Source organism: Vibrio mediterranei, assembly GCF_900088415.1.
Lineage (GTDB): Bacteria > Pseudomonadota > Gammaproteobacteria > Enterobacterales > Vibrionaceae > Vibrio > Vibrio mediterranei.
The window spans coordinates 150,737-167,901 of record NZ_FLLQ01000001.1; the positions used below are offsets into that span (position 1 = coordinate 150,737).

The 17,165-nt window shown below is 42.4% G+C and carries 12 protein-coding genes and 5 tRNA genes; 14 read left to right on the top strand and 3 right to left on the bottom strand.

Features of this window, described 5'->3' with window-relative positions; genetic code table 11:
* Positions 1–69: 69 nt before the first annotated feature.
* Positions 70–927, top strand: coding sequence for a LysR family transcriptional regulator (locus VME0621_RS00695; RefSeq protein ID WP_062463840.1), 858 nt, complete (start codon positions 70–72; stop codon positions 925–927).
* Here the strand turns inward: VME0621_RS00695 and VME0621_RS00700 are convergent.
* Entirely contained in the window at positions 913–1,230 is a 318-nt protein-coding gene (locus VME0621_RS00700; protein ID WP_038227003.1) for a c-type cytochrome, read from the bottom strand. The two genes, VME0621_RS00695 and VME0621_RS00700, sit on opposite strands and share 15 nt — an antisense overlap.
* A gap of 263 nt (positions 1,231–1,493) precedes the next feature.
* Between VME0621_RS00700 and VME0621_RS00705 the strand changes: the two genes are divergently transcribed.
* Both VME0621_RS00705 and VME0621_RS00710 read left to right on the top strand, forming a co-directional pair.
* Positions 1,494–2,252 carry an EAL domain-containing protein gene (locus tag VME0621_RS00705; protein WP_062463842.1) on the top strand — a complete coding sequence of 253 codons (759 nt, stop codon included), beginning with the start codon at positions 1,494–1,496 and terminating at the stop codon, positions 2,250–2,252.
* A 17-nt stretch (positions 2,253–2,269) separates the two neighbouring features.
* Positions 2,270–3,085, top strand: a complete 816-nt coding sequence (locus VME0621_RS00710) for a helix-turn-helix domain-containing protein (protein ID WP_062463844.1) — start codon at positions 2,270–2,272, stop codon at positions 3,083–3,085.
* Positions 3,086–3,128: 43 nt separating this feature from the next.
* Here VME0621_RS00710 and ltaE read toward each other — a convergent pair whose 3' ends face one another.
* Positions 3,129–4,133: a low-specificity L-threonine aldolase gene (ltaE, locus tag VME0621_RS00715; RefSeq protein ID WP_062463846.1), complete on the bottom strand. Its 1,005-nt coding sequence runs from the start codon at positions 4,131–4,133 to the stop codon at positions 3,129–3,131.
* A gap of 10 nt (positions 4,134–4,143) precedes the next feature.
* Positions 4,144–4,662, bottom strand: a complete 519-nt coding sequence (locus VME0621_RS00720; RefSeq protein ID WP_062463848.1) for an NUDIX hydrolase — start codon at positions 4,660–4,662, stop codon at positions 4,144–4,146.
* Between the two features lie 222 nt (positions 4,663–4,884).
* Between VME0621_RS00720 and VME0621_RS00725 the strand changes: the two genes are divergently transcribed.
* The 11 genes from VME0621_RS00725 (at position 4,885) to pulA (ending at position 17,148) form a co-directional block, all read left to right on the top strand.
* A complete protein-coding gene (locus VME0621_RS00725) occupies positions 4,885–6,378 on the top strand; it encodes a VWA domain-containing protein (RefSeq protein WP_062463850.1) in 1,494 nt (497 codons plus the stop codon).
* A 175-nt stretch (positions 6,379–6,553) separates the two neighbouring features.
* The gene (locus tag VME0621_RS00730; RefSeq protein ID WP_062463852.1) at positions 6,554–8,215 is read left to right on the top strand and encodes an ATPase RavA domain-containing protein; all 1,662 of its coding nucleotides are present in this window, start codon (positions 6,554–6,556) and stop codon (positions 8,213–8,215) included.
* An 84-nt stretch (positions 8,216–8,299) separates the two neighbouring features.
* On the top strand, positions 8,300–9,745 hold the full coding sequence (viaA, locus tag VME0621_RS00735) for an ATPase RavA stimulator ViaA (protein WP_062463854.1): 1,446 nt from the start codon (positions 8,300–8,302) through the stop codon (positions 9,743–9,745).
* A gap of 181 nt (positions 9,746–9,926) precedes the next feature.
* Positions 9,927–10,000 (top strand) — tRNA-Cys (locus VME0621_RS00740).
* A gap of 203 nt (positions 10,001–10,203) precedes the next feature.
* On the top strand, positions 10,204–10,449 hold the full coding sequence (locus VME0621_RS00745) for a nitrite reductase (RefSeq protein WP_065311639.1): 246 nt from the start codon (positions 10,204–10,206) through the stop codon (positions 10,447–10,449).
* A 321-nt stretch (positions 10,450–10,770) separates the two neighbouring features.
* Positions 10,771–10,857: transfer RNA gene (locus tag VME0621_RS00750), tRNA-Leu, on the top strand.
* A gap of 32 nt (positions 10,858–10,889) precedes the next feature.
* Positions 10,890–10,963: transfer RNA gene (locus VME0621_RS00755), tRNA-Cys, on the top strand.
* 79 nt (positions 10,964–11,042) lie between these two features.
* Positions 11,043–11,129: transfer RNA gene (locus VME0621_RS00760), tRNA-Leu, on the top strand.
* 31 nt (positions 11,130–11,160) lie between these two features.
* Positions 11,161–11,234 (top strand) — tRNA-Cys (locus tag VME0621_RS00765).
* Positions 11,235–11,458: 224 nt separating this feature from the next.
* Complete coding sequence (amyS, locus tag VME0621_RS00770; protein ID WP_099046343.1) at positions 11,459–12,982, top strand: alpha-amylase; 1,524 nt, start codon at positions 11,459–11,461, stop codon at positions 12,980–12,982.
* 533 nt (positions 12,983–13,515) lie between these two features.
* Positions 13,516–17,148, top strand: a complete 3,633-nt coding sequence (pulA, locus tag VME0621_RS00775; RefSeq protein WP_062463881.1) for a pullulanase-type alpha-1,6-glucosidase — start codon at positions 13,516–13,518, stop codon at positions 17,146–17,148.
* Positions 17,149–17,165: the final 17 nt, after the last annotated feature.

Genomic DNA, 17,165 nt, shown 5'->3' on the forward strand with positions numbered 1-17,165 from the left:
ATTGGTAATGAAAAACAAACATATTGGAAAGGTATGTTCTGCTAAAAAGAACAATTAAGAGAGCTTATCGTGAATAAACTGCGTTTAATGTCCATCTATGTACAAATCGTTGAAAGTGGCTCGATAACTAAAGCGGCTGATAAACTCGATGTGTCTAAATCTGTAGTTAGTTCAGCGCTAAAACAGTTAGAAAATGAGTTGAATACGAGCTTACTAAAACGCACGACGCGCAAGCAGATGCTGACTTCTACCGGAGAGCGTTTTTACCATCAATGCGCTCTCATGCAAGAGCATGCCGAATCTGCGTGGATTGAGGCATCAGAGTCGATGAACACGCCATCAGGAAGACTATCGGTGACAGCGCCACACGCGTTGATGCAGAGTATTGTCATACCAGCGCTCGCTGATACTTTTAATGATTTTTCTGATGTGACGCTGAACTTGGTAAGTGACGATGACCACGTGGACATAATTCAGCAGGATATTGATCTAGCAATTCGTGTAGGCGCATCTGGAGATTCCAATCTAAAACAAAGGAAACTTGGTCAGTTTTCTGACGTCCTATGCCAATCGAAAAACAATGAAGTAGATATAACATCGTGCCAATATGTGGCTCAACATTGGCAACCAGCGCAAATACATCATCGAGAATTAAATACGGAACAAGAGTTAACGTTTGTTCCAGCACACCGTGTCAACACGATCTACGATGCTATTCGCCTAATCGAGAGAGGGTTTGGTATAGGCTTGGTTCCTGAATTTCTACTTGGTGAAAGCATGGCAATAAAACCAGTTGCTGAAATAGAGAAGACGAAACCTAATCCTATTTACTCCTTACACCCTTATCAAGCACATGTGCCTCTTACAGTGTCTATGGCTATAAGTGCGATTGAACAGAGGATAAATACTCTTCTAATCGATAGTTGAATAGAACGCAGCAATATCTTTCAAGTCTTCTTCCGTTAAGTTTTGAAGCTGAGCCTTCATAAGTTCTGCCATCGCGCCTTGGCGCTCGTCATTTTGATACGCTTTCATAGCATTAAACAGATAAAGCGAGTTTTGCCCGTTAAGGTTTGGGTAGTTAGCTTGAGTAGGAGCTCCATTAGGGTTGTGGCAGAACACACAGCTTGGTGCTTTCATTTCACCTAGCTCGGGATTTCCGAAGGAGCTTGCATGACTTAGCAACGGTACGAAAATTGACGCGAATATAAGTATCTGGGTTGATTTCATAGATTTTTGATTTTTCAAGTATATACATCTATTGTAAGGCTTACCCTAAGGGTAATCTAAAGCACTAATTGCTGCACGTAAATTGAATTGAGACATCGCTCACATGCTTTTATGCGTTCGCAGTTCTATTGAACATAAATAAATCAGATTAATAGTTTAGAAATAGAGTCATATTTTTTAAATGACTGAATAACATATTGAACTGACAAACTTATATGTATGAGAATAGTTTCTATGAACCCAAGTTATGGAGTGCTCCTAATATGAAACGAATGCAATGTGATAGAAAATATTCTGGCGTAAAAATACGCTCTGACTCAAATAAAAAAGATGTTCTAGAGTTAGAGTTTGTAATTCAACCTATACTATCTTCGTTAGAGAATAAAGTTTATGCATATGAGATGTTATCGAGAGTTTCCGTAAATACAATTTTCGATTCTGAACTGACAGTAGAAGAAATATTTTTTTGTCTTGATGGGGAGATTATTAAACAAATTGCATTGAGTCAGGTCGACATTGCAAAGAAGATTGAAAGACAACTTGGTAAGGCTTTAATTTCTGTATATATACCAGTTAATTTACTTATTGATAATGGGTTTGTTGACCATGTGATATCGCTTTCTCCAAGTAAGTTAGCTATTGAAATTGATGTGCTTAGATACTCTTTTGACAATCCCATAATCGAGAGAAATTTAGATAGATTTAGGAATTGTGGAATTAAGCTCTGGCTTGATGATTACCTTGTTTTATCGCATGCTAGCAATGTCGTCTTGACGGAGGTTGAGTGGGATTTAATCAAAATCGATAAATCCTATTTTTCTGACAAACTTAACGAGAAAATAACTGCAAAAGTCCTAACTGATAGAGTTAATAAACACTCTAAAGATGGTGTAATTTTCGAAGGGGTAGAGACTATTTATCAGAGAAGTGAGATAGCATTGGATAATGTTTATCTTCAGGGCTACTATCTTTCATATCCTATTTCAGTAGGCGAAATATTGAGAATGATTGAAAGTCAATAGAGCAATAAGGTGGTATTGTGTACGATAATAAAGTGGCTTTTGACAGAGTAGTTCTTCCGCATCAAAACCTTTTAACTGAAGTATATTCGCTTGAGTATAAAATTATTAGATTAATCAATGCTGAAGGAACGTTTTCTATTTGTGGAAAAAAAGAAGCAGCTTCTAATAGAAGTGTTGTATTTTTCCCAATGGGAAAAAGCATTCATATAGATATACGATCAGTTTCCAATAAGCCAATTGAGTTAGAAGTGGTAACGATTACTGAAGAGTTTTTTAATTCTACAATATCCATGTTTAGTTCAGACCCGAACTTCAAACAGAAAGAGGGCGTTTCGGAATGTGAGGCTGATGTGAGAGATAAAATAGGTCATTATCTTGATGCATATGTCACATTAGAAAACATCCATGTCCACTGTGCAGCGACGCTACACTGCTCATTAGCATATTCTATTCTTAGAGAACTGGTTGTCTGTGGTGTTATTGATCCTTTCTATGAATTAATGGCGAAGAAAAAAACTAGTAAGCGAGTGACCGAAGTCATTTTAAGCGATCTGACAAATAAGTGGAAACTATCAGACGTAGCGTGTTGCTTAAACATGTCAAATTCGACATTACAACGTAAATTGAAAGGTGAATCTTTGGAGTTTAGTGTGTTGTTAAGCACCGTAAGGCTAGAAGTGGCAAGGAAAACACTAACATGCTCTGATACTTGCATTTCTAAGGTGGCTCTTGATTGCGGCTTTGAAAGTCTCGCTTACTTCAGTTATGTCTTCAAAAAACGATACGGAATGACGCCTACTCAATGCAAAAAAACATTAATAAAGCCAAGTTAAGGTTTGACTACCAAACCTTAACTTGCGAGGGCGCTATACAGTCTTAAACTAATTGCTTTAAGCGTGTGAGCAAGTGGTCAATATCCGCACTCGAAATATCTTTGTGAGTTACGAATCGAATCGGATTACCTGGGGTAATAGTAATGCCCTCTTTAGCCAACGATTCTGCAATAACATCAATCTTTACCGATTCATCGAGCTTAGCAAAAACAATGTTTGTTTGGACAAAATCGGCGTTTACACTAAATCCAGAAATGTCATTTAGGCCAAATGCGAGCTTTTTGGCATTAGCGTGATCAACTTTTAACTGATCGACTTGCTCTGTTAACGCAAGTTTTCCTGCCGCGGCTAAAATGCCAGCTTGGCGCATACCACCGCCAACCATTTTACGTAGTCGTCTTGCGCGTTCGATAAACGCTTTAGAACCAAGAAGTAGGGAACCAATAGGAGCTGCTAAGCCTTTTGAAAGACAGATTGTCATAGAATCAAAATGCTGAGCAATTTCTTTTACGTCCACATCTAATGCCACGGCTGCGTTGTATACTCGAGCGCCGTCTAGATGCAGTTTCAGTCTGTTTTCATCAACAAACTTCCTTGCTTCTGCCAAATATGACAATGGTAGAACTTTACCGTTGATAGTGTTTTCAAGGCTTAACAATTTGGTGCGCGCGAAGTGGCTATCATCAGGTTTTATCGCGGCTTTCAACTTAGAAAAATCAAGTGTACCGTCTGGGTTATTCTCAATAGGCTGAGGCTGAATTGAGCCGAGTACTGCTGCACCGCCAGCTTCATATTTATAGTTGTGAGCCTGCTGGCCACACAGGTACTCATCGCCGCGTTGGCAATGTGCCATTAAACCAAGCAGGTTTGCCTGAGTACCAGATGTTGTGAACAGTGCCGCTTCGAAACCATGTCGCTCTGCTGCCCATTGTTCTAATTCGTTGACCGTTGGGTCATCCCCGTAAACATCGTCACCGACAGGTGCATTAGCCATAGCTTCACGCATAGCTGGGGTAGGTTGGGTCACTGTGTCTGAGCGAAAATCCATTGATACTCTCCTAAATGTATCCACATAGCGTCGCTTTGCTTAAGCACGCTATTGTTTTGGCATCCGTGATGCCACCATCGATTATTTTTTGTTGTAATTGAGTTAGTGACATTGTCACTAACTCAATTACTTCATCATCATCGCATGCTAAACTGCGATTCGGTTTTAGTGATTTTGCAATATACAGATGCTGTATTTCGTCGCAAAAGCCAGCGAGTGGTGTTACCTGTCCTAGAGAAATCATAATACCAGCTTCGAAGCCCGTTTCTTCAATCAGTTCTCTGTGTGCGCAATTTTCAGCGTTTTCATTCAGTTCCATCGTCCCGGCGGGAAGCTCTAAAAGCCACTTCTTAAGTGAGGGCCGATATTGATTTAATAGCATGATATCGCCGGATTCGGTAACTGGAAGGATGACCGCAGCGCCGGGGTGTTTAATTGTCGTGTGCGTAATGTTTTTTTGATTTGGTAATTCAATGTCTTCTTCTACGAGAGCAATGGATTTCCACTGATGAATTGTTCTTTGGGCCATAAAATCATCCGTTGATGGCTAGATATAAAGTACGTAGAAGGTTTACGTAATCAGGGTTCAATATGACCATAACGTGACATAAAAGTCGATGGATAAGAAGGGGATCGTTTTATTAAATGGCGATCGAAAATGAAAACTAGGGTTTCTTACCTGTAATACAATGAAAAATTTAGGTATATCAAGAGGTCTACACGGTTGTGAAGTTTATTTATAGGTAACGAAATGCTTGGTGCGGACAGTCTAAATTTGGCGATGATGGTAGCAGAATCAGGAATTATTGATTCTGCGGTTAGAGACATCATGCAGCAAACAGACCTGTTGGCGATGGGCAGCGATGAGGGACTTAAGCAAAGCTTAACAGCATCAATGGCCAAATGGTCTAAATCTGTTAAACGCAAGCTCGTAAAAGGTCAAGAGACCGAGTCTCTGCAATCTGAACTCGAACTTTATCAACGTGCAGTCTATCTAACGGAGCAAGAGTTTGATAGCCAATTGAGTCAATTGATTGAGCAGCTGCCTGAAGATTCGCAATTCCTACCCAAAGCTCGTCAGTTAGCGAGCAATATCGATGCTTACCCACGGTCACTGTTTGCTCGTCAGTTTTGTAAACAGTGGTATGAAAGCTTAAAACAGGCCGTTGAGTCGAAACAACAACAAACAGTTGACCAGCAGAAGTCTAAATTCTTAAAACAGATGTATCAGAAAATCGATACCTTAAAAGATATGGAGAACCTGCAAAAAGGTGGCGAACAGGGCAAATTGGGAAGGCTTTGGGATTTGGCAGGAGCAGAACTAACAAAACAGGATTGGCGACACATAGAACGTACGGCAGAGTACCTTGAGAACAATCAAGAGCTAAAACGTATTGCCGACAAACTCGGACGTATGGCAGAAGAAGTGGACGCTCCAGAGCTAAATAAAGCATTGAGCCACGATGAAGTGGTCGTTGAAGAGAGAGCGGACTTTGCGACAGATGATATTGTGGGCATTCACGAAAGTAACGACATCAACAATCTTCTTCCTAATGAGACCATGTATTTGGCCTACCCAGAATTAGAAACCATTTTCTATCAACACTTGGTGGAAAAACGATTGCTAACCTACAAATCAGAAGGTAAACAACGTACGGTTCGTCAATTACATTCACCTAAAACAGCGACTGGTGAAGCAGAAAAAGAGACAGGCCCTATGCTTATCGCGATAGACGTCTCAGGTTCAATGCAGGGTGCTCCGGAAAAATCAGCGAAAGCTATCGCTTATTCACTAATGAAAATGGCGGCACAACAACAACGCGAGTGCCACGTCATATTGTTCTCCTCCACGTTCATTAGTTATGACTTAACAGGGACGACTGGACTGAAAGAAGCGAGTGACTTTTTGTCTTATACCTTTAAAGGCGGAACCGATCTTGGAAAGGTCTTGGATCACGCAGTGGAACTGATGCAAGGTGAGCAATACAAAAATGCCGATTTGCTGGTGATCTCCGATTTCGTCGCACCTAAGCAGGAACAGGAGATTGTCGAAAGAGTAGAGTCATTACGTGGCCGCTACAATCGGTTCCACTCTTTATGTCTCTCAAAATATGGTAACCCAGAAGTTTTGGGGCTATTCGATACACAATGGCGTTATCACCCCAGTCTCGTCGGACAGTTCATTAAAAAACCTACGTTCCAATTTAATAGAGCAAAACAGGCGCTTTCTCATACTTTCGGCTAATGAGTTCTGCTGTTTGAAGCGACTCTTAGTGACAAAACTCTATAAAAATCAGCTTGATAATTTTAGGTTTGCGGTCATGCTTTAAATAAAGCATGAATGAAAAATCTTGTAACATAATAATAACAAATGTATAAAATCATTTATGCATTCCTGTTTTGTGCACAGAGGTATTGGCATGATAAAGCCCACAGTTGTTTCCCACGCTGATAAAGCGTTGCTATCTGAACGAATTAATAAACTCGCCTCAGCACTTTCCGATGGCGTTTACGAACGAGAAGAGACCATAAAGCTTTGCTTATTAGCCGCCCTTGCAGGAGAAAGTGTCTTTTTGCTTGGCCCGCCTGGAATAGCAAAGAGCCTAATTGCGAAGCGATTGATACAAGCATTTGATAACAGTAGTTATTTTGAATACTTAATGACACGTTTTTCTACCCCTGAAGAGGTGTTTGGCCCCCTTAGTATTCAAGAGCTCAAAGACAACGGACGTTATTTAAGATTAACCGAAGGTTACTTACCTACCGCTCAAGTGGTTTTCTTAGATGAAATCTGGAAAGCAGGTCCTGCAATCTTAAACACATTACTAACCGTCGTGAATGAGAAAACATTTAAGAACGGTAGTGATATTGAAAGAGTACCTATGCGCTTGCTGGTTTCCGCCTCAAATGAACTGCCAGATGAAGACAGCGGTTTGGAAGCTCTCTATGACCGTATGTTGGTACGCATATTTGTAAATCGTATTCAGAATAAACAGAACTTCAAATCGATGTTAACGGTTGGCACAACTGAAGAAGCGAAGATCCCCGAAGGTTTGGCGATTACCGATCAGGAATATCATCAATGGCAACGCGAACTCGATAACGTCAAGTTGACCGATTCCGTCTTTGAAAAACTCTATCAACTTAAAACCTTGCTAGAGTCCGCAGCGGAAGAAAACCAAGGCAGACTCTCTGAGTCAGATCTATATGTTTCCGACCGCCGTTGGAAGAAAGCGGTAAAACTTCTTAAGGCGAGTGCGTTCTTTAATGGTCGCGATAGCGTCAACCCACTCGACTTACTACTATTACAAGACTGCTTGTGGAACAGTCCAGAATCACTAGAAATTATTCGCGATGTTGTTCGTGACTTTGCGTTGAACTACGCCTTTGATCAACAGGAAGTATTCCAACAGATCGAAGAAGGTAAAGAGCAATTGGCTGATATTCAAGATGAAATCGAAGCTGAGTTTGCGATGCCTCTTTCTATGGAATCCACGACGGGGCTGCTTCGAAAAGATGTATACCAATACGATATTAGCAACGCCAAGTCATACAAAGTTGGTCCGGCTACGGACCTAGTCAAATTGGTCTTGCTGCAAAGCAACATGTCAGTATCTGAGAGTGAAAAAGGCGATAGCCGCTGGGTCTATGTAGCAAAAGATGAGCTTAGCCGAGCCATCAAAGAAGGTGGCAGTGAGGTGTATGGTTATGTAAACCAAAATACGCATTTGTGCCGCTTGAAGCTTGATATTGACGCTGCCAATAACCTCGTTATTAAAGATATCGCTAATCGCTCTGTTCTAACCACACTTGTGACCACTTCTGGTATTGACTCCAATTTACTTCAAGAGTGGACGACGAGAGCTGATCAGGTATTAACGCAGCTTACTCATGCAGAATATCACCTTAGACAAGTACGCTCTAACTTCCATGGCGCTCTGCCACACGGCTTTATTCAACAAGAGATACCAACAGAGATGGAAGTGAGCTTACAAACAGTCACGCAAACACTCGAAACTACTAATGCCGAAGCTGAGAAAGCAGTCGCCAGGATCAAAGGATTAAATGACTTTTTTGCCTAGAAAGCTCGCTTAGGAACTTTACTTAATTAGATGGCTAGCTAACTTGGTTGAGTGACATCGTAAGATAAAACACCGGAGGCATGGATGCTCGGAGCAGACGGATTAAACTTGGCGCTAATGATTGCTGATTCAGGTCTAATTGATTCGGCAGTTAATGATTTGATGGCTCGCTCTCAAGTTGTTGCGCTCACAGAAAAGCGCGGCGTTCGTTCTGCAGTCAAAGGCCATTTGTTGAAGTGGCGTGGCTCGGTAAAAAAACGTATGACTCGTGTTTGTGAGACCGAACGTTTCCAGAAAGAACTTGCACTCTATCAAGAGGTCATCCACTGGGATGAAGCGACTTTTTTTGAACGCATTAATGATGTCGTCAAGCAACTTGAGTGGCATTCTGCGTTCTACATGCAGGCGAGACGTCTGCTAGAAAAAAACAAGTCAGTTAATAATCCCATGTTTCCCCGTTTCTTTTGCGATCTTTGGTATAAGAGTCTAGCGGATGCGATTAAACAAGCCGAGGTCTCTGAGTTAGAAGCAAGTAAAGAGAAGTTTCTCGCCGATTTGTATCAACGAATGGAAACCATGCAAAACATGGATACCGTGACGGAGCAGGGTGACGAAGCAGCCATGGGCCGTTTGTGGGATATGGCCTCTGCGAAACTCACCAAGACTGATCTAAAAGTGATGCACAACCATGCCGAGTTTCTTAAGAAGAATAAGGGACTACAAGAGATAGCAGAACAGCTTGGACGAATGGCAAATGATCAGGATGATCCTGAACTTAATAAAGCACAAGCTGATGATGTTGAGATGGTTGAAGAGCAAAGTGATGAGGCGACGGATGATATTGTAGGCATTCACGAGTCCGACGACCTGAATAAACTGCTTCCTAATGAAACCATGTTTCTCGCTTATCCTGAATTGGAAGTGGTGTTTTACAAACATCTCGCTGATAAACGCTTAATGAACTACAAAACTCAAGGAAAATCACGCACACTTAAAAAAGTACGGACTAGTAAACCGGATAACGGTAAGGTGGAAATAGAGAAGGGGCCATTTATTGTTTGTATCGATGCATCTGGTTCGATGAGTGGATTTCCTGAGCAGTGTGCCAAAGCAATGGCTTACGCACTGATGCAAATTGCTTTGGCTGAAGATCGCGAATGCTATGTGATTCTGTTTTCTACTACACACATTACGTATGAACTGACTAAGCAAGATGGTTTGCGAGAAGCTGCTGATTTTCTGAGCTATTCATTTCATGGTGGAACTGACTTAGAACCCGTATTAGTTCAGTCTATCGATTTGATGGGTACCGATACTTATAAAAACGCAGACATGGTTGTGATTTCTGACTTTATCGCGCCGGAACAATCCGAAGAGATGATACAAAAAGTCGACCAACTAAAAGAGCGTAAAAACCGCTTTCACGCCATCAACCTGTCTAAGTATGGCAACCCCGCACTGATGAGTATGTTTGATCATTGCTGGTCCTATCATCCAAACTTGGTGGGGCGTTTGATGAAAAAGTGGTGAAACACACTAAGAGATGTGACGGTGAGTACGCTTAGTCCATTAGATCGCTGCTTGATTAAGCATATTGCCGTTAATCTGGACAAACGGAGAGATAATATCTTTTTTTGTTTGACTAATGTTGAGTATTCCGTAAAGTACGCCCCGAACACGACGGAGCAGCAGCTCAGTGTGTTAATAGAAAGGCGCCTTGGCAGAGTGGCTATGCAGCGGATTGCAAATCCGTGGACCTCGGTTCGACTCCGGGAGGCGCCTCCATTATTCAGAAACCTCGACAATCGTCGGGGTTTCGTTCGTTTGGCTCTAAGAGTTTTCCCTCACTGTACTCACCAACGTTTTGGATAGCTAATTCACGTTGTCTGAGATCTAAGCCTCGAAATCCATTTTCAGCATTGTTAACAGTTTGCGTTTAAGTTAGTCGACGATTATGGTGAGTTATCACTATATTCGTGGAGGTGCTTATGTCTGAAGTCTTGGTTGTTCTCATCATTTTTGGCGCTATTTTTGGTCGAGGTATGCTGCGAACATTTTTCACTCATCGCGAAAAGATGAGAGCAATTGAACTCGAAAAAGCAATCGAAGGTGCGGACGATGTGAATAGCGAGTTGGTGCAACAAATAAAAAGCCTATCTAAGCGCGTTGAAGTTCTTGAGAAAATCATTACAGACGAAAAATATCAACTGGATCGCAAGATAGCTAACTTGTAAGTGGTGTTGAATTAGCCGATTTGTATGGCCTTCATACTGCTTGGCTCGATATTTAGTCAGTTGATTCATAAAGTTAAAATTTACTGTTGACGCAAAAACTTAATCCGTTAAAGTACACCTCGTTCTCACGGGAAACCCCGATGAAAACGCATGCGAGACTAGCGTGACTGTTATAGGCAGCCTTGCCAAGATTAACGTCACACCAAGACCGTTGAAGAACGGAAACCTAGTGAATCGCTCAAAATTAAAATCTTACGGCAACTGCGGTAAGAAAAAGATGGTGTTTTACTGTTCAGTAATCGGCATCGCAAGGAATTGCGTGCCCTGGTGGTGGAATTGGTAGACACAAGGGATTTAAAATCCCTCGGCGTTCGCGCTGTGCCGGTTCAAGTCCGGCCCGGGGCACCATCTAATCGCTAATTAATTAGCACCCAAATTAAGGCGCCTTGGCAGAGTGGCTATGCAGCGGATTGCAAATCCGTGGACCTCGGTTCGACTCCGGGAGGCGCCTCCATATTAAAGTCTTACTGCAACTGCGGTAAGAAAAAGATGGTGTTTTACTGTTCAGTAATCGGCATCGCAAGAAATTGCGTGCCCTGGTGGTGGAATTGGTAGACACAAGGGATTTAAAATCCCTCGGCGTTCGCGCTGTGCCGGTTCAAGTCCGGCCCGGGGCACCATCTATTCGCTAATTGTTAGCAGACAAATTATGGCGCCTTGGCAGAGTGGCTATGCAGCGGATTGCAAATCCGTGGACCTCGGTTCGACTCCGGGAGGCGCCTCCATATTATCTAAAACCCGTCTCATCGACGGGTTTTTTCGTTTTATCTCTAGCTTTACATCCAAGCTGATTATTTCCCATTACCAACATCCCACTTCATCTCAGATAGTTTTGAATAATTGTTTTTATTGTTATTTGTTGGGTCGATAATTGCGGGTCGATTCAATAACGGTAGGTTAGTGCCAATGTTAACGTGTCCACAATTGACCCTAACTGTGAGACAACATGATGACAAAATTGAAACACCCTTCTTTTTATATTCCTTTTGCTTTGTTGCTGAGTACTCCCGCATGGGCTGCACAGAATGGAACTATGATGCAGTACTTCCATTGGTACACCCCTGATGATGGAGCATTATGGACGCAAGTTGAACATAATGCTCAATCACTCTCTGAGAACGGTATAACCGCATTGTGGCTTCCTCCCGCATATAAGGGGTCTGGAGGTATCAATGACGTTGGGTATGGCGTATACGACATGTATGATTTAGGTGAATTCGCTCAAAAAGATACGGTACGTACAAAGTATGGGACCAAGGATCAATACTTATCCGCAATTGAGGCGGCGCACAAACACAACATACAGGTTTATGGTGACGTCGTATTCAACCATCGTGGTGGTGCTGATGGAAAGTCATGGGTCGATACAAAGCGAGTGGATTGGAATAACCGAAACATAGAACTTGGTGATAAGTGGATTGAAGCATGGGTTGAGTTTAACTTTCCGGGAAGAAACGATAAATACTCGGACTTTCACTGGACTTGGTATCACTTTGACGGCGTAGATTGGGATGATGCAGGTAAAGAAAAAGCGATCTTCAAGTTCAAAGGAGAGGGCAAGGCTTGGGATTGGGAAGTAAGCTCAGAGAAAGGCAATTATGATTATTTAATGTATGCCGATCTAGATATGGATCATCCAGAAGTAAAACAAGAGCTTAAGGATTGGGGGGAATGGTATCTCAAGACGACAGCGGTAGATGGTTTTCGAATGGATGCTGTTAAACATATAAAATATCAATACTTGCAAGAGTGGATTGAATACTTGCGCACGAAGACAGGAAAGGAGCTTTTTACTGTTGGTGAGTATTGGAACTATGACGTCAATAATTTACACAACTTCATTAGTAAGACATCGGGCAGTATGTCGCTGTTTGATGCACCGTTACATATGAATTTTTATCGAGCCTCCCGTTCAGGTGGCAGCTTTGATATGCGCACTATTATGGATGGAACCTTGATGAAGGATAATCCAGTTAAAGCGGTGACATTAGTTGAAAATCACGACACTCAGCCTTTACAAGCATTGGAATCGCCCGTTGATTGGTGGTTCAAGCCATTAGCGTATGCTTTTATTCTTCTTAGAGAGGAAGGCTATCCTACAATCTTCTACGCGGATTATTACGGTGCACAGTACAGTGATAAGGGACATCATATAAATATGGCTAAAGTACCCCATCTAGAACAGTTAGTTCGTCTTCGCAAAGACTATGCGTATGGTAAGCAGAATTCGTACCTTGATCATTGGGATATTATTGGATGGACCCGAGAAGGAAATACTGAACATCCGAACTCTCTGGCTGTCATTATGAGCGATGGTCCAGGTGGAGAGAAATGGATGTACACAGGGTCACCTAGTACCCGCTATACCGACCAACTTGGTATCCGTTCTGAAGATGTATGGACTGATGCGAATGGGTGGGCTGAGTTTCCGGTCAATGGTGGCAGTGTTTCTGTTTGGGTAAGTCAGAGATAATTATTTTTGCCCATAACATGAAAGTAATGTTTAGCCAGTTAGTACGTGTGGAAAACCCCAAAGGCGTTGATGCCTTTGGGGTTTATTAGTTGACTGTTTCCAGCTTGATAATCATTCTGAACAGAGGAGAGTCATTCTGTTAAAAGGTGATTTTCTCCCTAGTGAATGAACATTATTGGAGTTCCAATATAACAGTAGAAATGCCGTTCTTTCTTAACGAAGAAAAATAACAAAGAGTGAATAATAGATCTATATCTCGTATTGGAGGATGAATTCTCATCCTATCTCTCTACGCCGTCGTCGCTACGCCTGAGAAAAAAAGACTGAAAAATGTGCGCTTGTGTGCATATTTTTTGGCAAAAATGGCTATCAATGTGAACACGCTTCAATCAAACCCTTATTTCATCTGACACAAAAACTTAACATGCATTGTTCACATTTTGTTGAGCATCACTTTTCATAGCATAGAGGGTGAACTAACCGATTTACCCTCAATAATAAAAGGTTGAAAAGTGGACGATAATAAACCGAAGATGACAGTGGTAGCTAAAACGCTTATACCACTGATTTCAATTGTATTACTCGCAGGATGCAATACGAATAGTGAGTCTGGAACAGAGGCTGGTGGCAATAGTGGCGATGTGGATGGCTTGTATAAGGCTGGCGAGAATGAAGTCGTCATCTATTACAAACGTGACTCAGCGGCTCAATCTGGTGACCCGTACGCTGGTTGGGGGTTACACCTGTGGAATGGCGAAGGGTGTGAAAGTACTGACCTAGAAGCAATGAATATTGGTGATGGTGGAACGAGCTGGGATGCTCCATTTGGGTATACAGGGATTAGCTCTACCTATGGCGCTTATTATGTTCTGAAGGTGAACCCAGATGCATCAGACCCTCACGAATGTATGAACTTTATACTTCACAAAGGAGATGAGAAAGCCTTTGGGAGTGGAAATCACAAGGTTCAACTACGTCAACTTGATGACAATAAGGGATTATTTGGTTTCCATGGCAGTAGCCAAATTTATTACGTCCCTACTGCTGATAGACCTGTCGCGATCGATGGGCGCGCAGCTCACTGGTTAGATGGTGCCACAATTGGTTGGGAAGCCGCCTCGACGGCAGATAAAGTGGTTCTGTTCTACAGTGAAGACGGCAGCATCACAATGAATGATGATAGGTCTATTCAAGGGCAAGATGGACACGTTGAACTCACCATTTCTGGGGAGCTACCTGAGACACTCAAGGCTCGCTATAAGCATCTAGCGAGCTTAACTGCCCTGAACATCGATGTGAATGCGGAGACACGACATACACTTTTGAAAAACCAACTTGTGATAGCCGCGTATAACGAGAGTAATAAAATTATTGCTGCCACTGAGCTTCAAACAGCTGGAGTTCTTGACTCTGTGTTTGCCTCAAAAGAAGGGGGTAATGCGATAGCTCAAACGCTCGGTGCTGTTGTTGAAGGAACTGATGTGACGTTTAAACTCTGGGCACCAACAGCAATGTCAGTGTCGGTAGAAGTTTATAATGAAGATAAGACCCTAGATAGTGTATATCCAATGACTGAAGATGCAGATACTGGCATATGGTCCTCGGATGGCGTAAGTGGAGCGCTGAACCAGTTCTATCGTTACGACGTTAAGGTGTACCATCCTACGACGGGTAAAGTGGAGCAGCGATTGGTAACCGACCCATATTCACTTAGCGTGTCTGCAAATTCTCTATATTCTCAAGTTGTAGATCTCGATGATACGTTATTAATGCCTGAAGGTTGGAATAACGAATCATATTCTCGTCCTCAATTATCTAAAGCTGAGGATCATGTCCTTTACGAATCTCACATACGTGATTTTAGCTTCAGTGATTCTAGAGGAACGGAGGCATTGAATGGCAAGTATTTAGCGCTAACCGAAGATACTCGAGAGTCAGTAACACATCTGAAGTCATTGCAACAAGCAGGCTTAACAACGTTGCATGTATTACCTGTGTTTGATATTGCTACAGTTGATGAGGTCAATAGAGTTGATATTACCGATACGGTCGGTGATCTATGTGCTCTTAATGCCAAAGCTGCGGTTTGTTCTACAGCAGATAGTGGGCAAGTCATTGAAGATTTGTTGCAAAGCTATGACCCGGCGAGCGCGAATGCGCAGTCTTTGATGAATGACCTACGCATGTATGACAGTTTTAACTGGGGCTATGATCCATTTCATTACACGGTTCCCGAAGGTAGTTACGCTACTGACGCTGAAGGTTCACTAAGAATCAAAGAGTTCCGCCAAATGGTAAAAGCGACTCATGATATGGGACTAAAGTTCGTCATGGATGTCGTATATAACCACACCAATGCCTCTGGCGTAAATGATAAGTCAGTGTTGGATAAAATTGTTCCTGGGTATTATCACAGGCTCAATGCCAATTCCGGAGGCGTAGAAAACTCGACCTGTTGTGACAATACTGCGACGGAAAACTTGATGATGGGTAAGCTAATGGTTGATTCACTATTAGTTTGGGCTGATGACTACAAAGTCGATGGTTTCCGTTTTGACCTTATGGGGCACCAACCTAAAGACTTGATGGTTTATGCGTTAGAGAAAGTGAAAGCGATTGATCCCGATACTATTTTCTATGGTGAAGGTTGGGATTTCGGTGAAGTTTCTAATCACGCTCGATTCGAGCAAGCCACACAGCTAGCTATGGCCGGTACTGAAATTGGTACGTTTTCTGATCGATTGCGTGACGCAGTACGTGGTGGTAGTCCTTTTGATGGCGGCGTTAACAGCGATGGCCGCCATTCACTGAGGTTTAATCAAGGGTTTGGTAATGCGGCTTATCCTAATGAAGAGGTAATCGAATCAGCTGAAACAACAAACGATAGACTTCACAACCAAGATATCGTCCGTTTAGGCATGGCGGGCAATTTAGCTGACTATGTTCTCTTGGATTACACTGGTGAGACTAAACGTGGCAAAGATGTGGATTATAATGGCGCTCCGGCAGGCTATACCAAGTTCCCATCGGAGAATATCTCTTACGTCTCGAAGCATGATAACCAAACACTTTGGGACAACAACGCTTACAAGATTGCGACAGGGATAGATTCGGCGAAGCGAGCTAGAATGCAGACTGTATCGCTTTCAACCGTAATGTTGGGGCAGGGTATTCCATTTATTCACATGGGCTCAGAGCTATTGCGATCTAAGTCGATGCAGCGAGATTCCTATGACTCAGGTGATTGGTATAACCGCGTTCGCTTCGATGGTTCAGACAACAACTGGAATGTTGGTTTACCTCGAGAAGACAAAGATGGTGCTAACTGGGATTTGATCAGAAAAATCATAGCTGATCCTAGTGTCAAACCCTCCCCAACGGACATTGAGCTAACCAAACAACAATTCTTAGAGTTACTTAAAATTAGAAGTAGTAGTGAGCTGTTCCGCTTAGATAGTGCGGAAGAGGTCATGAAACGAGTCGATTTCCGCAACGTTGGTCAGGGCCAAACACAAGGTTTAATTGTCATGACGATCGATGATGGAACCAGCGCGGGCGCTGATCTTGATTCTGCATATGATGCGGTGGTGGTTGTGGTTAACTCTACGGCAGTTACTAAGGAGTTTAAGATTGAAGGAGCTAGCGGTTTTGAACTACATCCGGTTCAAAAATCGTCTTATGATAGTGAAGTGAAAGCAGCCTCATTTAGTAATGAAATCTTCTCTGTACCAGCATTGACAACCGCTGTCTTTGTAGTTCCACAAGGCGAGAGCCAGGGTGTAGGCTTGCCGATAGACAACAGTAATAAAGATGTATCTAGTATCGCCCCATTCGGAAATACTGAACTCTACTTACGTGGATCGATCACGACATGGGATGCCCCAGCGGAAAATTCCAATGCCAAGTTTAGCTATATTGCCAATAATATTTACCAGTTAGATATAGAGGTGCAAACGGGGAGTTTTAACATGAAGGTCGCCGATGCTTCTTGGAACGCAGAGACAAACTTTGGTGGCGAAGTGAGTGTTACTTTGGGTGAGGCAAACACTCTTACTGCAGGTAGCAATGATAATGTTACTATAAATATTGCTGAAGAGGCAAACTATCGTTTCAAGTTGGATGCAACAAATAAAGTCAATCCAACGCTGACGGTAACTAAGCTTTAATATTTTTTAGAGCAACC

Bases quoted from the DNA above. Each gene is read 5' to 3' on its own strand.
- VME0621_RS00725 (WP_062463850.1), top strand. From the start codon at position 4,885: ATGCTTGGTGCGGACAGTCTAAATTTGGCGATGATGGTAGCAGAATCA.
- ltaE (WP_062463846.1), bottom strand. From the start codon at position 4,133: ATGGATTTTCGCTCAGACACAGTGACCCAACCTACCCCAGCTATGCGT.
- VME0621_RS00720 (WP_062463848.1), bottom strand. From the start codon at position 4,662: ATGGCCCAAAGAACAATTCATCAGTGGAAATCCATTGCTCTCGTAGAA.
- VME0621_RS00700 (WP_038227003.1), bottom strand. From the start codon at position 1,230: ATGAAATCAACCCAGATACTTATATTCGCGTCAATTTTCGTACCGTTG.
- VME0621_RS00745 (WP_065311639.1), top strand. From the start codon at position 10,204: ATGTCTGAAGTCTTGGTTGTTCTCATCATTTTTGGCGCTATTTTTGGT.
- VME0621_RS00705 (WP_062463842.1), top strand. From the start codon at position 1,494: ATGAAACGAATGCAATGTGATAGAAAATATTCTGGCGTAAAAATACGC.
- pulA (WP_062463881.1), top strand. From the start codon at position 13,516: ATGACAGTGGTAGCTAAAACGCTTATACCACTGATTTCAATTGTATTA.
- amyS (WP_099046343.1), top strand. From the start codon at position 11,459: ATGACAAAATTGAAACACCCTTCTTTTTATATTCCTTTTGCTTTGTTG.
- VME0621_RS00730 (WP_062463852.1), top strand. From the start codon at position 6,554: ATGATAAAGCCCACAGTTGTTTCCCACGCTGATAAAGCGTTGCTATCT.
- viaA (WP_062463854.1), top strand. From the start codon at position 8,300: ATGCTCGGAGCAGACGGATTAAACTTGGCGCTAATGATTGCTGATTCA.